Annotated in this window: 15 protein-coding genes; 9 read left to right on the top strand and 6 right to left on the bottom strand. The window is 67.7% G+C overall.

The window, feature by feature from the left end; genetic code table 11:
- Positions 1-152 precede the first annotated feature (152 nt).
- The 7 genes from ACSYG9_RS28435 to ACSYG9_RS28405 all read left to right on the top strand — a co-directional run bounded on the left by ACSYG9_RS28435 (position 153) and on the right by ACSYG9_RS28405 (position 5,159).
- Positions 153-425 (top strand): hypothetical protein, encoded by a 273-nt coding sequence (locus ACSYG9_RS28435; RefSeq protein ID WP_440127881.1) that lies wholly within the window; start codon positions 153-155, stop codon positions 423-425.
- Positions 422-979, top strand: coding sequence for a DnaB-like helicase N-terminal domain-containing protein (locus ACSYG9_RS28430; protein ID WP_440127882.1), 558 nt, complete (start codon positions 422-424; stop codon positions 977-979). The genes ACSYG9_RS28435 and ACSYG9_RS28430 overlap by 4 nt, the downstream gene beginning before the upstream one ends.
- A gap of 77 nt (positions 980-1,056) precedes the next feature.
- Positions 1,057-1,290 (top strand): hypothetical protein, encoded by a 234-nt coding sequence (locus ACSYG9_RS28425; RefSeq protein WP_440127883.1) that lies wholly within the window; start codon positions 1,057-1,059, stop codon positions 1,288-1,290.
- Positions 1,287-3,236, top strand: coding sequence for a Fic family protein (locus ACSYG9_RS28420; RefSeq protein WP_440127884.1), 1,950 nt, complete (start codon positions 1,287-1,289; stop codon positions 3,234-3,236). Before ACSYG9_RS28425 ends, ACSYG9_RS28420 begins: the two co-directional genes overlap by 4 nt.
- A 20-nt stretch (positions 3,237-3,256) precedes the next feature.
- Positions 3,257-3,583: a hypothetical protein gene (locus ACSYG9_RS28415; protein ID WP_440127885.1), complete on the top strand. Its 327-nt coding sequence runs from the start codon at positions 3,257-3,259 to the stop codon at positions 3,581-3,583.
- Between the two features lie 119 nt (positions 3,584-3,702).
- Complete coding sequence (locus ACSYG9_RS28410) at positions 3,703-3,879, top strand: hypothetical protein (protein WP_440127886.1); 177 nt, start codon at positions 3,703-3,705, stop codon at positions 3,877-3,879.
- A gap of 386 nt (positions 3,880-4,265) precedes the next feature.
- Positions 4,266-5,159 carry a hypothetical protein gene (locus ACSYG9_RS28405; RefSeq protein WP_440127887.1) on the top strand — a complete coding sequence of 298 codons (894 nt, stop codon included), beginning with the start codon at positions 4,266-4,268 and terminating at the stop codon, positions 5,157-5,159.
- A gap of 394 nt (positions 5,160-5,553) precedes the next feature.
- Here ACSYG9_RS28405 and ACSYG9_RS28400 read toward each other — a convergent pair whose 3' ends face one another.
- The 6 genes from ACSYG9_RS28400 to ACSYG9_RS28375 form a co-directional block, all read right to left on the bottom strand.
- The gene (locus ACSYG9_RS28400) at positions 5,554-5,742 is read right to left on the bottom strand and encodes a hypothetical protein (RefSeq protein ID WP_440127888.1); all 189 of its coding nucleotides are present in this window, start codon (positions 5,740-5,742) and stop codon (positions 5,554-5,556) included.
- Between the two features lie 1,083 nt (positions 5,743-6,825).
- Positions 6,826-7,341: a hypothetical protein gene (locus tag ACSYG9_RS28395; RefSeq protein WP_378563835.1), complete on the bottom strand. Its 516-nt coding sequence runs from the start codon at positions 7,339-7,341 to the stop codon at positions 6,826-6,828.
- A gap of 183 nt (positions 7,342-7,524) precedes the next feature.
- Complete coding sequence (locus ACSYG9_RS28390) at positions 7,525-7,707, bottom strand: hypothetical protein (RefSeq protein ID WP_378563838.1); 183 nt, start codon at positions 7,705-7,707, stop codon at positions 7,525-7,527.
- 270 nt (positions 7,708-7,977) lie between these two features.
- Positions 7,978-9,045, bottom strand: a complete 1,068-nt coding sequence (locus ACSYG9_RS28385; protein ID WP_440127889.1) for an NAD(P)-binding domain-containing protein — start codon at positions 9,043-9,045, stop codon at positions 7,978-7,980.
- On the bottom strand, positions 9,042-10,277 hold the full coding sequence (locus ACSYG9_RS28380; protein ID WP_440127890.1) for an MFS transporter: 1,236 nt from the start codon (positions 10,275-10,277) through the stop codon (positions 9,042-9,044). The genes ACSYG9_RS28385 and ACSYG9_RS28380 overlap by 4 nt, the downstream gene beginning before the upstream one ends.
- Before the next feature lie 5 nt (positions 10,278-10,282).
- Positions 10,283-11,647, bottom strand: a complete 1,365-nt coding sequence (locus tag ACSYG9_RS28375) for an FAD-dependent oxidoreductase (protein ID WP_440127891.1) — start codon at positions 11,645-11,647, stop codon at positions 10,283-10,285.
- A gap of 100 nt (positions 11,648-11,747) precedes the next feature.
- Between ACSYG9_RS28375 and ACSYG9_RS28370 the strand changes: the two genes are divergently transcribed.
- Entirely contained in the window at positions 11,748-12,635 is an 888-nt protein-coding gene (locus ACSYG9_RS28370) for a helix-turn-helix domain-containing GNAT family N-acetyltransferase (protein WP_193904054.1), read from the top strand.
- On the top strand, positions 12,632-12,964 hold the full coding sequence (locus ACSYG9_RS28365; protein ID WP_229582201.1) for a DF family (seleno)protein: 333 nt from the start codon (positions 12,632-12,634) through the stop codon (positions 12,962-12,964). The genes ACSYG9_RS28370 and ACSYG9_RS28365 overlap by 4 nt, the downstream gene beginning before the upstream one ends.
- The last annotated feature ends 66 nt before the right edge of the window (positions 12,965-13,030 follow it).

Below are 13,030 nucleotides of genomic sequence, written 5' to 3'. Positions count from 1 at the left end.
CCACCGCACGAATCCTACAAGCATCAAAAACAGATCAAAAAAACACCTGAAAAGATGATAAATACGCACCTGAAAGACTTCACAAAAGATGATAATTAGACGACAATGGATCGAGACCTGGCCAAAACCCATCCCGCAGAAGGAGAACCGACATGATCGTCTGGACCGCCGCACTGACCGCGCCCGCCTTCACACATTCCGACTCCGGCTGCGCGTTCTCACATGCCGCCGCTGCCTCCGCCGCCGCAGAAGCAGCGCGCACGCTCGCGCTCGCCTACGCTGCGCCCGCCGGTAGCGAAGTCACCATCACCATCGACGGCCGCCCCGCAGCCCACGCCACCCTCGCCGCTGCGCCCACCGGTCACCCCGACCCCACACCCGTCCTCGACGCCGCCGACGCACTCGACAAGCGGATCAGCGCATGACCGCCACCCATCTCGACGAACCCAGCACTTACAGCAGCGCCGACGAATTCGCCCCCGAGAACGGCGACACCGAAACCCTGCTGCTGTGCGCGGTGCTGTTCGCCGGCCACAACACCGCCGCCGACGTCGTGGACCTGCTCGAAACCACCGACTTCCACCAGTCGCTCCACGCCGACCTGTTCGACGCGATCGCAGCTCTCGTCACGGCAGACCAGCCTCACAACCCCGCCATGGTCCTGACCCACCTCGAGCGCCACGGAAAACTCGCCGGACACCATGGACGTCGCCTCGCCTACGCACTGACCACCGCCACCACAGCAGGAGCCGACCCCACCGCAGCCCTCTACTACGCCCACGCCATCGTCAGCGCCGCCTACCGCCGCAGCTTCCGCACCGCCGGAGCCATCATCACCTCCGCCGCCGAAACCCTGCCCGAGCACGAGTTGTTCGAGCACCTGCTCACCATCGGCTACGCGCAACGCGCCGCAACCCGCCGACTCGACCGCGTTCGAGCCCGCATCGGCGCCGCACCGACCGTCGGAACCGCCGAGTAGACATAGGGGAGGGGGAGGGGACTCCGGAGCCGAGCCTGCCTCACGACCCGACCGTCCGACCACCACAGGAGGCCACCATGACCGGCAGCACCGACGACACCCACCCTCGACCTTCACTCCGAGAACGGCTCGAGCCATTCGGTGAGGACGCAGCGCGAGAGATCGTCGCACAACATGTCCGCGCCGCCTGCGCAATGGCAGGGGACTTCGGAGGCGAAGATCCCCGCACGATCATCGACCGACTCGAGGCCGGCCAGACCCGCGAGGACATCCTCAACGCCTACCGCCGCACAGACCGAGGCGAGGAGTGACCACAGCATCACCCTCGGTCGAGGGCTACATCCACGGAACGGACACGCGAGTCAACCTGCTCGGCATCACCGACGCGCAAGAACTCGCCGAAGTCGAGAAGCAACTGTTCACCCAGGCGATATGGCAGTTCGCCACCGTCCCGTCCCCGGAAGAGTTCACCGGAGACTTCCTGCGGGAGATACACCGTCGAGGATTCGACGGACTGTACTCGTGGGCTGGTCAATACAAGACCGTGCCCACCAGCCAGGGAAACCTGCCGATCACCCACTCAAGCCCCGAAGACACCGCCGCCGACGTCAACGACCTATTCGCCGACCTCGCCGCCGAGAACAACCTTGCCGGACTCGACCACGGCCCGTTCGTCACCCGACTGGCCGACTACTGGGCGCGGATGACAGAGATCCACCCCTTCGCCGACGGAAATTCACGATCGCAGTACGAGCTGTTCCGGCGTATCGCAGAAAACGCCGGATGGGAAATCGACACTGCGCGTATCGACTTGGCCGCCCTGGCCGCATCCCGTTACGTCACCGCCGAAAGCGGAGACCCCCGACTGCTCGCCGATGTACTTGCCCCGGCCGTCGTGCCTGCGGACGGGTACACACCGACCCCACTCAAGCCCGGCCGCCCTGTTCTGTCCCTGACCAGCCATCTGGCGATCATGCGGGACTACGACCGCGACCGCAGTGGCCCCTACACCGCACCAGAGACTTTCAGAGAGGTACCCCGGATGAGAGAACGACCACTACGCGGAGTCCAGCTCGACAACGCGCACGCCCTGGTGCGCCTCGGATTGACCCTCGCAGAACGAACCAACTACGGCGACGCCCACGACGCCGCCGTGCACCGCATCCTCGAGGGCACCTCCACCTTCGCCGCAGAACGCGCCGCCGCCGGCCTACCCGAGCCGAACGACCGCTACAAGGACCTGTTCGACCCACTCGCAGGCAAGACCACCATGCGTTACGACACCGGAGCCGTGGTCAACGCATTCGACGAACGCGACCCCGCCCGCCTGCACGAGCTCGTCACCTGGGAGCTGGCGCTGCGAACCGCCGACTACCTCGCCCACCGCGAGATCCTCGGCGACGGAAGCGAACTGCACGCCAGCGTCGTGCACCGTGAACTGCACACCGACTTCATGCCGATCATCAGCGACACCGCCGCCTACACCGAACCGAAGATCCCGGCGGCCGACGCACAGACGATCGCCGACCCGCGCCAGCTCGGCCGCCACATCGCCGCCATCCAGGAAGAAACCGAAGGCATCCAATCCGTCGCCGTACTACTCGTCGCAGACCAGCTCGCCCACCGCATCCCCGACCGCACGATCGACTGGCGCGTGATCGACCCCGAAGCACTCCGCGCCGCCACCCACGCCGCGAACTTCCACGACAACCCACCCGATGACGCCGACCCGGACCTCGCACTCGAAGACGCCATGCGGACCGTCGGCCGCGAAGCGTTCGCCGCCGAACTCGAGCGCGCCGTCACCACCGAACTCCCGACCGTCGTCCCCGGCCCCGGAGATCTCGACCCGAACCTCCGGTATGAGCGGCACTGGGAGGAGTTGGCCGAATACCGCAGCCCCAAACTCCAGGAGGGCACTCTCGACCAGGACGACCTACTCGCGCCGGTCACCGCCCCCAACCTTGCTCCAGACGGGCCGGAGCGATGGACCCCTGCAGACTTCAGCCCCGAACCCGAGCACGACCAGATCACCACCCACAACAACTGGTCAGGTCAGGACGAACTCGAACAACACCAGGAAACACTGCACCGCGACACCGGCATTCGGAACGAACGCGCGGCCTCGGTCGAGTCCCAATCACCCTCGGCCGCACCGACGCAACTGCACCGACCCGCCCAACCAGACGGGCGACCGCCGTCAACCCACGACCACCACGGTCCGGCCCAAGAACGACACTTCGGCCACGAACTCTGACCCGACCGAAAGGATCGACGATGCTCGAACGCTTCCGACCGCGCCGCCGCCTCAACCGGAACAAGTCGGATCCCGCAGCCGCCGGGGCGGCCTGGTCCGAGGCTGACGCCCGCTATTCCGAGGAAGTCACCGCCGCCTGGCAGGCTCTCGACGACGAGGCCAAGAAAGACCTCCTCGCCGCAGCCAAAGAACTCAAACACGCTTACGAGCAATACGGAATCACCACCGTGTTCCATTGCTACCGCAGCGGACCGCCCAGGAGCGGACCTCTGCGGACGGCTGCTGACATCCGCGCCGAAGCCGAAAGTATCCGCGCCTCTGTGACCAGTGCAAGTCCCGACATCTGAATCCCACCCAGGACGATCGAACTCCTGCTGGCCAGCCGACGTGGAAGGCCTCATTACCAGGAACCTCAACGAGGCTGGGTCGCCGAGTCCGTCACCCTCGAAGAGGGCGGAACCTTGGTGTGGGACGCCGGAGTCGAGCGCCTGACCTTCGTCGCCCGGGCGGCATCGACGGGATGTACGTCCAGGTGCTCACCGGCCCCGCCCTGACCGCAGAAGGGGACTGGCCGATCAGCCTCGAATGTCCCCGCGAGACCGCCCGAACCATCTGGCAACTGGTCGGCCTGTTCACCATCTGAGAAAGGTTCGGACCGGGGCGCAGCAACCGCCCAGTTCGAACCCCCAGCCTATTGCCAGACGACGCACCAGCTCACACCGGAGTTGCTGGGAGGACACAACCCAGAAGCAGCGGCTCCGCAGCACGGACCTCCACACCACGAACATGGTTGCATCGCCCCCACCGTGACACCGCGATCGCCCAGAACATGTCGGGCCGCTGTGGTTAGCTACGAATCAGAGCCGCGTTGCACGGCTTGACTCCGACGCCACCCGACAGGTGCCCACATCATCACGGCGGTGGCGATCGAGGACAAGGTCCCCCGGATCTGCAACACCAACTCACCCGTCACGACCAGCGGCGATGGATGTGGGACGTCGCCCTGCTACGTGAACGGAGCACACGCGCATGACCAAAAACTCCGCCCGGAAGAAAGCCGCCCGCGCATACCAACAGCAGCATCCCGGAGCCTCGCTAACGGAAGCGCTGCGCGCCGTCACCACCGGCAAAAAGAAGGAATCCCGGATGAACACGACCCCCACCAGCACGCAGCCGGTGCCCCGCCCGTCCACCAACGGTATCGACCCACAGACCAGGTCCGCGGCGATCACCGCCCTGACTGCGATCGCACGCAGTACCCACCCCGGCGGTTCCCAAGTGGACTTCGCCGATGCGATGGCCGACATCGTCACCACCGTCGCCGCCAACGTCGGCTCACTCGAGCAGCTGCTTCTTGGCCGGCCCACATCCTGGGAAGCGGACCTCGTCGCCCGGCTCGTCGAAGGAACCGCACCGGAGGACGAACTCCCGTTCCGGCGCACCGATCCTATCGAACTGTTGCTCAATATCGACGACTACTGGCTCGCCTCCGGCCTCGACGACGTGTACACCGAGGACCGCGACGAAATCGACCGGGACCGTGCCGGCCATGCGGAAGGCAGCAGCGAGGACGAGGCGCTCGACGACGAAGTCGTAGCCATCGACGATCTGGAAGAAGAAGATCGCGCCGCGTACATCGCTGCCTGGACTGAACAGGCACGCATCGCAGCCGTAGAACTCGGCGTCACCACGCCGGTGACCGTGACTGTCCTGACCTGGGCGACGGAGAAGGGGTACCCCGTCGACAGACCCGGCCTCGAAGAGAGCATCGAGCGACTCGCTGCACAGCGGACGCTGCATCCGACCAACCCTGAACTCACGGACCTGGTCGGAACCATGAGTGCCCCGTCTGAAGATCTCGCTGCACGTATCCGAGCAGCCGGACGCAGCTACCGCGCCCGCGTGGCGGCCGCCGAGTCGTAGCCTCCCCACAGTTGGCGCACCCAGTCGGAGCAGTGGTCGACCGACCAGATCAAGGACACCTGATCGTCTATGACGCTCGACGCGCAGATCCCGCATGAGGCCGGCTTCCAACACATCCCTACGGGGGTTCTTCGGTGAATGTGTACAGCCCACCCGTCGCGCCGCCGAACAGTATGCGATCGACAAGCTGGTAGGGCTGGGAGAGGACCGTTCGAGACCGAGCAGGGCGGTGCGGTTCGTGGGCTACACCGCGGCCTGTGCCCGCGGTGCGGATCTATCCGGTCGGCACGGCCTCGTTCACTTCCTGAGGTGCACAGGACGGATGAGTCCAACGTGATCGGATACCGAACTGAACGGAAAAATAAGGAATCCAGAACTTTTGGTGTTCATCGGGTCACTGTTGGCGCTCGTTGTGAATGGCCAGCAGAACAAACTTGTCTCGCATGACGCGGAATGCGCCCTCGACGTCGTCGGCGATGAGCAGTTCTCGTTCGTGAGCGTGCAGGACCGCGATGGCTGCAACAAGATCGTCGTCGCTCATGGCTTCCGCTGCGGCTGCGACGATGCTGTCTTCGAGGTTCACGCGCCGACAGTAACCACAGGACCGAGCCGCACGGAGTGGGCGACGGCCGCCGGCGAGCTGGGAGCGTCCGCCACAAGGATCGGTTTCTAGGCCTCGACCTGGCCGTGGTCGTCATCTCGTGGCCACTGGACTCCCTGCCATGCCGGGCCGACATGTGGTGGCCGGTAGATGGTGGCCGAGCACCGTCTGCACTGGAAGGTCCGGTGTCCGTGACTTCCCGCCGAGGTCGTCGAGGTCGCGCACGTACAGGGGGCCCATCCGACCAAGATCAAGTTTGGTCCGAGTCTATGCCCGTTCGGGCAGGCATCAGGGGCCGGTTCCCGGTGGAGCGCCATCGTTTCATTTTCGCACACACATTCGATATCGTGATCCTGCGGTAGCTGCGGCGGAGCCCCGGACACGGGTGCTCGGGAAGCGTCGCAGCTGCCGCGATTTCCTGGGTGGGTGGCCCGCCGAAACGAAGGGAGAGTCCACTCATGCTCAGGGATTCAACTTCGGTCGCCCAACGTGGGGAAACATCCCTTACCGAGAGTGCGTGAGGTTGCAGTGAGGCGTGGGGATCGTGTTCGCATCCGTCCGGCCGGTGCGTCGGTGTTCTCGATTGTCGACGTGGACGATGAGGGCCGGTGTGTCCTCGAGTCGGTCGATGGAATCCCGGCCGGGTATCGGTTTCCGATGCGGGAAGAAGACCTGATTCCGGAATAGCACGTCGCAGAGTGCACTCCTTCGCGTGCGTTCCGCTCCGCCGTCGGCGAACCAGCAATTCAGAGCGCGCCGGCTCTCGATAGGTAACGATCGGATATTGTCAGGCCGACAACCCGGCTGAGAGCGTGGTTCTTGCCGCAGCAATCTCGCTGTAGTGGGGGCCCGAATTCCCCAGTCGAGGTGCCCTGCCGACCCCCCCGCGGCAGGGCGCTTTCATACCTTTCCGCTCGTCGAGGGCGGCGGTTGATCTATCTACTATCTCAGTGGATACTAGAGAGTGCCCACGGCACAGCGTTCGTGGGAAGTGGACCCGGGAGCTCACTGGACGGTGAGTCGCCCGGGTTTTGCGCATTCAGAAGCCGGATCACAACACCCGGATCACGACACGGTGTGGACCTCGAGTGTGTCGGCGACAGCTTTACGGTGGTGTCCACCTTTGCCCCATGCCCAGGCGAGCACGTCGGGCACCCACAGCATCGGTTCGCTGGTAGGGGAGGTATGCCGATACGCGAAGCCGGATCCCGGTGAGGTGGCCAACGCTGTTCGGATCACTTCGCGATCGCGACGGTCCTGATCGCAGGATTCGAGCCAGAGCTGGCGGACGTGGAGGGTGTCGAGGTCGGTGGCCATCGCCGCCAAGGCCCGGTCGCGGGCGTGGCGTTCGGACCGGCCGCCGAGGTCGACAACATACAGATGTGCCTGCAGGTCCAGCGCCACCACTCCACGAATGATCTGGGACGCGCGACGACTGTCATGGGACATGTGGATCCGCGCCGATCGCGGAGCGCGCAGCGACTTGAGCGTCTTGCGGGCCGAGTCCAGGTCCGACGGCGCGATGGTGACCGCACAGACCAGATAGTCGCCGCGGCGCGACTCGTCGGCGAACGCGTGCATCAGCTCGTCCAGCTCCCTCGGTGTTCGATGATCAGGAAGCTAAACGATGCCACGACCCGGTCTTCTCGCCGAAGCCGGTCTGCAGTCGAGCCGAGGCGCACACGAGCGGATGGGCGGGTCGCGGCGCCGCGAGCGCCGGACGGTTGGCGTAGCGGCAGCATCTCGAGAAGTGCTTGAACAAACTCAGAGATCGAACAGCGAGAACTGGTCCTTCTGTGCTCGAGACTCGGTGTCGGCGAGATACCGGTCGGCCATCGCTCGGGCGACGATTTCGTCGCAGCCGAGTTCGGCGGCGACCTCACTCCAGTCATGTCCGTTGCGCTGGAGTTGCCACGCCAGCTGGTGCAATTGTTCGTCCATGTCCATCAGCGCCGCTCCCGCGGTCGTGTCGGACGGGCCTCGTCCGACGATGCAGGTTCGCCTGAACGATAACCGGGGCGATACCACCATGTGGGAGACACGCCGCCCCCCGCACCGCACCGGCCACGAAACGCGAGAGAAGAGGTAAACCCGCCCCCAGAGGGACGGGCAGTGTGCCTTTCATGATGCCACCCTCGCACAGCAGGCAGGGATCAGAGCCTCTCGCTGCCCCTCGGGCACCGGCCGGTCGGACCGGTCCCCGAGGGGCAGCGCCGGTCAGGGACCGGTGGGCAGTGTGCGGCGGGATCGGGCGGCAGCGACCACACGGCCGGCGACCCGATCGGCGTCGCGGCCGACACCCCGCAGCGACGCCGACGACAGGCTGCGTTGCCATTCGAGGCCGACATACCCGAGACCGGCGTGGGTGGTCGAGATGCCCTGCCGGTGGAGAGGCCGGTCAGTGCCGTCGAGGCCGGTCAGATACGGCAGGTGCGGGCGGTAACCGGTGGCCAACAGCACCGTGTCAGCGGTGGTGGTGGTGCCGTCGGGCCAGGTGACACGGTCGCCGTCGAGACCGGTGAACAACGGTCGCGGCTGCGGGTTGCCGCTCGCCAGGGCGCGGCGGTAACGGCCGGTGTCGAGAACCTGCTGGGTCGGCGGGGTGCGCAGCAGTGGCCCGAGAGGAGCGCGATCGAACCCGGTGACCGTCAACCAATAATGCACATCACGTCCGAAAGGTCGCTGCGGCATGAACTTCGGAGGTCGGCGGCTGGCGAGGGTGACGGAGGCGACCTCGGTGAGTTCGGTGGCGATCTGCACAGCGGAGTTACCGGCACCGACCACGATGATGTTCTGACCGGCCAGCGCAGCAGGCTCGCGGTAGTCGCTGGTGTGCAGCACCGTGCCGCCGAACGTCTCCAGGCCCGGCAGCGGCGGGATATTCGGGGACCCGAAGTAGCCGGTGGCCGCGATCAGGACCGGCGCGGTGACACTGCTCCCGGCGGCGGTCTGGGCGGTGTAGACGCCCGTGTCGTAGGTGACGGTCTCGACGCGGGAGCCGGTCACGATGTCGACGTCGAGTCCGGCGGCGTAGCGACGCAGATAGTCGACCACCTCGTCGCGCCGCGGATAGCGCTGCGGGTCGCCTGGAAACGCCAGGCCCGGTAGTGCGCTGTATTTCGCCGGGGAAAACAGGGTGAGGCTGTCGTAGTAGTGCGGCCAGGCCCCGACGGGCTCGTCGCCGGCTTCGAGCAGTCCGGTGCGCAGGCCTCGGGTGGATAGGGCGTGGGCGGCGGCGAGGCCGGACTGGCCACCACCGATGACGAGGGCGTCGTAGTCGGTCATGAGGTTCCTTCAGTGGACGGAGGGGCGGTCAGGCGCGGCACGGACGCGACCGCGAGGAGCGCGGCGATCACGGCGACGACTGCGAGGACGAGGTAAGCGGTGGCGTAGCTGCCGGTCGCCGACGCCAGGGCGGTTCCCGCCCACGGCGCCAACGCCATCACCACCACGATCGGGGCGGACATCAGCCCCCCGAGCCGGCCGTAGTGGGTCGAGCCCCACCGGTCGGTGATGGCGGTGGCCTGGATCAAGGTGAACAATCCGCGCACCAGTCCCGCGCCGATCGCCGCGCCGATCAACGCCGCGGCTGTGGTCACCGCCCCGAGCAGTGCGGTGGTTGCCGCGGTCCCGGCGAGGATCACCACGATGCGGCTGCGGACGCTGGTGCGGGCGACCAGGGTCAGGTAGCCGAGACGGCCGAGGACCTGTCCGGCGCCGCCGAGCCCGAGCGTCCACGCCGCCACCGACGGGGAGAAGCCCTGTTCGAGCAGCAACGGCACCAGGTTGAAGACCCCGGCGAAGGCAGTGAACGCGCCCAGAGCCAACGCGGCCACCAGTGCGAGGAACGCGGGGCTGCGGGCGATCTCCCGGTGCCCCAGGGCTGCGCCGTTCGCCGGCGGCGTCGCGGCGGGCCAGGATCCGCGCAGTCCCCACCAGTGCCCGGGGATGGTGATCGCGGCGAGGATCGCCGCGAGAATCAGGTAGGTGGTGCGCCAGTCCGACTGCTGATCCACGACCGAGGTCAACGGGGCGAAGATGGTGCTGGCCAACCCCGCGGCGAGGGTCAGGATCATCAGGGCGTGGACGGAGCGTTCGCCGTACCAGCGGGTCAGCGCTGCGAACGCCGGTGGGTAGAGCACCGCGCCCATCGCGGTGCCGGCCAGCAGCCATCCGGCGTAGAACACCGGCAGCGTGGGGGCGAGCGCGATCAGGACCAGCGCGGGGACGGCGAGGACCGAGCCGGCGGTCATGATCGTGCGCGGTCCGACCCGGTCGAGGATGCGCCCGACCGGGATACCCGCGAGCGCGGTGGCGAGCTGCCCGAGCGAGAACGCCGCGGTGATCGACGTGGGCGACCAGCCGGTCTCGGCGGAGATCGAGACCGACAGGACCGGGAACGCGTAGTACAGGATGCCCCAGCTGGTGATCTCGGTCAGGCACAGCACCGCCAGCACCCGCCGCAGCCCGGCCCCGGTGAGGGCGCCGGGCTGCGGGCGGGTCGAGGTGTCGGTCACCGGTGTTATCCGCCGGTGCGGGCGTTCAGGGTGACCAACTGCGGCTCTGCGGGGCCGCAGCACCCACCCGCCGCGGCCTCGGTGGCGGTGTCGGCGGCGGGGTCGTCGAACACTCCGGCGCCGCCGCACACCCCGGTCTCGGGCAGGGTCAGCTCGACGCGGGTGGCGGCATCGTGGTCACCGGCCAGGGCGGCGGCGATGCTGCGGACCTGCTCGTAGCCGGTCATCGCCAGGAACGTCGGGGCCCGGCCGTAGCTCTTCATCCCGGCCACATAGAAGCCCGGTTCGGGGTGGGTGAGCTCGGCGGCCCCGTGCGGGTAGACGGTCCCGCACGAGTGCACGTTCGGGTCGATCAACGGGGCGAGCGCGGTCGGGGCCTGCAGCACCGGGTCGAGGTCGAGACGGATTTCCGAGAGCCACGACAGGTCCGGCCGGAAGCCGGTGGAGGCGATGATCTCGTCGACTGCCTCGATGCGGGCGCCGGTATCGGACACCAGGGCGATCTGACCGTCGGTGGTGGGTTCGACGGCGGCGGTGCGGAATCCGGTGACCACGGTGAGCAGCCCGTCGTCGACGGCCTTTTTGGCGCGCAGTCCCAGGGCGCCGCGGGCGGGCAGTTGGTCGTCCTGGCCGCCGCCGAACGCGGCGCCGATCTCGCCGCGGCGGACCGCCCAGGTCAGGCGGGTGCCGGGGGCGGTGCGGGCGAGCTCGGCCAGCGCCACGATGGCGTTGAGTGCCGAGTGGCCGCTACCGGCGATGACGGTGTGGCGGCCGGCGTAGCGGGTGCGCACCGCATCGTCACCCAGGTCGGGGACGCGGTAGGTGATCGTCTCGGCTGCGGCGCGTTCCCCGAGGGCGGGCAGTCCTTCGCCGCCGAGCGGGTTGGGGGTACTCCAGGTGCCGGAGGCATCGAGGACGGCGCGGGCGAGCAGGCGGGTTTCGGTGCCGTCGCGGTGGCGGATGTGCACCGACAGGGGTTCGGTGTCGCGGCCGGCGTCGACGATGCGGTCGCGGCCGCGGCGGGCGATGCCGACGACCTCGTGATCGAGGCGGACTGCGTCACCGAGAGCATCCGCCAGCGGGCTCAGGTACTGCCCGGTCCAGTCTTGGCCGGTGGGGTAGGCGTCGTCGTCGGGGGCGGTCCAGCCGGTGGTGTCGAGGAGGCGGCGGGCGGCGGGGTCGATCAGTTCGGCCCAGCGGGAGAAGGTGCGGACGCTGTGCCATTGCGTGATGGCGGCTCCGGCGGCGTCGCCGCGTTCGAGCACCAGCGGTTCGAGGCCGCGTTCGCGCAGGTGGGCGGCGGCGGCCAGGCCGATCGGTCCGGCTCCGACGACGACGACGGGCAACTCGCTGACGGGCAACTCGCTCATGACAGGTCCTTTCATCGATGGGTATCGATCTAAGCTGCTGTCAGAGTATCGATGGTCGTCGATGTATGCAACCATCGATGTCGATCGATATAGTGAGGGTATGACAGCACTCGGCCTACCGCTCACGGCGCCCCCCGGCGCGGAGGTGGACCTCGACGCCCTGAGCCCGCAGGACGCGGCCACCTACGCCGGATGGTTCGCCTGCCTGGCCGAACCCACCCGGGTGCGGCTGCTGCACCACGTCGCCGCCCATCCGTCCGGCATCACCGTCGGCGAGCTCGCCGACAAGCTCGGGATCGGCCAGCCCACCATCTCCCATCACGTCCGCAAACTCGCCGACGTCGGCTTCGTCACCACCGGCAAACACGGCACCAGCACCGTGGTGCGGGTCAACCCGAGTTGCTGCAGCGATCTGCCCAGTGCCGCCGATGCGGTCATGGGGGTGCTCACCGCCCGCCCGTGCTGCCCCGAGGACGTCCCGGCCGACGTGGCCGTGCGCCCACTTGCAGGCGGTGACTGGGAGGCGGTGCGCCGCATCTACGCCGAGGGCATCGCCACCGGTGCCGCGACGTTCACCACCGAGGTCCCCAGCCGCGACCATCTCGAGAGCCAGTGGTTGCCCGAGCATCGCTGGGTCGCCGAGATCGACGGTCAGGTCGTCGGCTGGGCGGCGTTGAGCCCGGTGTCGCACCGCGAGTGCTATCGCGGGGTGGCCGAGAATTCGGTGTATGTCGGCGACGGGATGCGCGGGCGCGGCGTCGGCAAGGCCCTGCTGCGCGCCCAGGTCATCGCCGCCGATCAGGCCGGATTGTGGACGCTGCAGACCTCGATTTTCCCGGAGAACCGGGCCAGCCTGGCGCTGCACCATTCGGCGGGTTTCCGCACCGTGGGGGTGCGCGAACGCATCGGCCGGCTCGACGGCATCTGGCGCGACACGGTGCTGCTCGAACGCCGCTCCGAGACCGTTCCCGCCACCGAAAATCAATGAGAGCGACTCGGGTGGAGATGGACATCGAACTGCTGTACTTCGACGGCTGCCCGAACTGGGAGGAGGCCCGAGACCGCCTCGCCGAGGCCCTGGCCGCGACCGGCAACGCCGGTACCCCGATCCGGCTGCGCCGTATCGAGACCCCGGAGGCCGCCGAGCGCGTCGCCTTCCCCGGATCCCCGACGATCCGCATCGACGGGATCGACCCGTTCGCTCCCACCGAGGGCGTCGGGTTGACCTGCCGCGTCTACCGCACCGCCGACGGGCTCGAGGATGTCCCGAGCACCGCCGATCTGATCCTCGCGTTGCGGCAGGCCGAACACCGGTAGGGATCCGGCATCGGCTTGACCTTCGAGTCGACTCGAGGGTTCACCGTCGCGGAGTGAGCATGCTCC

The sequence above is a fragment of the Rhodococcus sp. SJ-2 genome (assembly GCF_053750035.1).
Note: the sequence above shows the minus strand (reverse complement) of the source record. Positions and strands in the feature narration are given on the sequence as shown.

Excerpts from the sequence above, each read along its gene's own strand:
- ACSYG9_RS28430 (WP_440127882.1), top strand. The coding sequence starts at position 422 with ATGACCGCCACCCATCTCGACGAACCCAGCACTTACAGCAGCGCCGAC.
- ACSYG9_RS28415 (WP_440127885.1), top strand. The coding sequence starts at position 3,257 with ATGCTCGAACGCTTCCGACCGCGCCGCCGCCTCAACCGGAACAAGTCG.
- ACSYG9_RS28425 (WP_440127883.1), top strand. The coding sequence starts at position 1,057 with ATGACCGGCAGCACCGACGACACCCACCCTCGACCTTCACTCCGAGAA.
- ACSYG9_RS28395 (WP_378563835.1), bottom strand. The coding sequence starts at position 7,341 with ATGCACGCGTTCGCCGACGAGTCGCGCCGCGGCGACTATCTGGTCTGT.
- ACSYG9_RS28385 (WP_440127889.1), bottom strand. The coding sequence starts at position 9,045 with ATGACCGACTACGACGCCCTCGTCATCGGTGGTGGCCAGTCCGGCCTC.
- ACSYG9_RS28390 (WP_378563838.1), bottom strand. The coding sequence starts at position 7,707 with ATGGACATGGACGAACAATTGCACCAGCTGGCGTGGCAACTCCAGCGC.
- ACSYG9_RS28365 (WP_229582201.1), top strand. The coding sequence starts at position 12,632 with ATGAGAGCGACTCGGGTGGAGATGGACATCGAACTGCTGTACTTCGAC.
- ACSYG9_RS28375 (WP_440127891.1), bottom strand. The coding sequence starts at position 11,647 with ATGAGCGAGTTGCCCGTCAGCGAGTTGCCCGTCGTCGTCGTCGGAGCC.
- ACSYG9_RS28370 (WP_193904054.1), top strand. The coding sequence starts at position 11,748 with ATGACAGCACTCGGCCTACCGCTCACGGCGCCCCCCGGCGCGGAGGTG.
- ACSYG9_RS28405 (WP_440127887.1), top strand. The coding sequence starts at position 4,266 with ATGACCAAAAACTCCGCCCGGAAGAAAGCCGCCCGCGCATACCAACAG.
- ACSYG9_RS28435 (WP_440127881.1), top strand. The coding sequence starts at position 153 with ATGATCGTCTGGACCGCCGCACTGACCGCGCCCGCCTTCACACATTCC.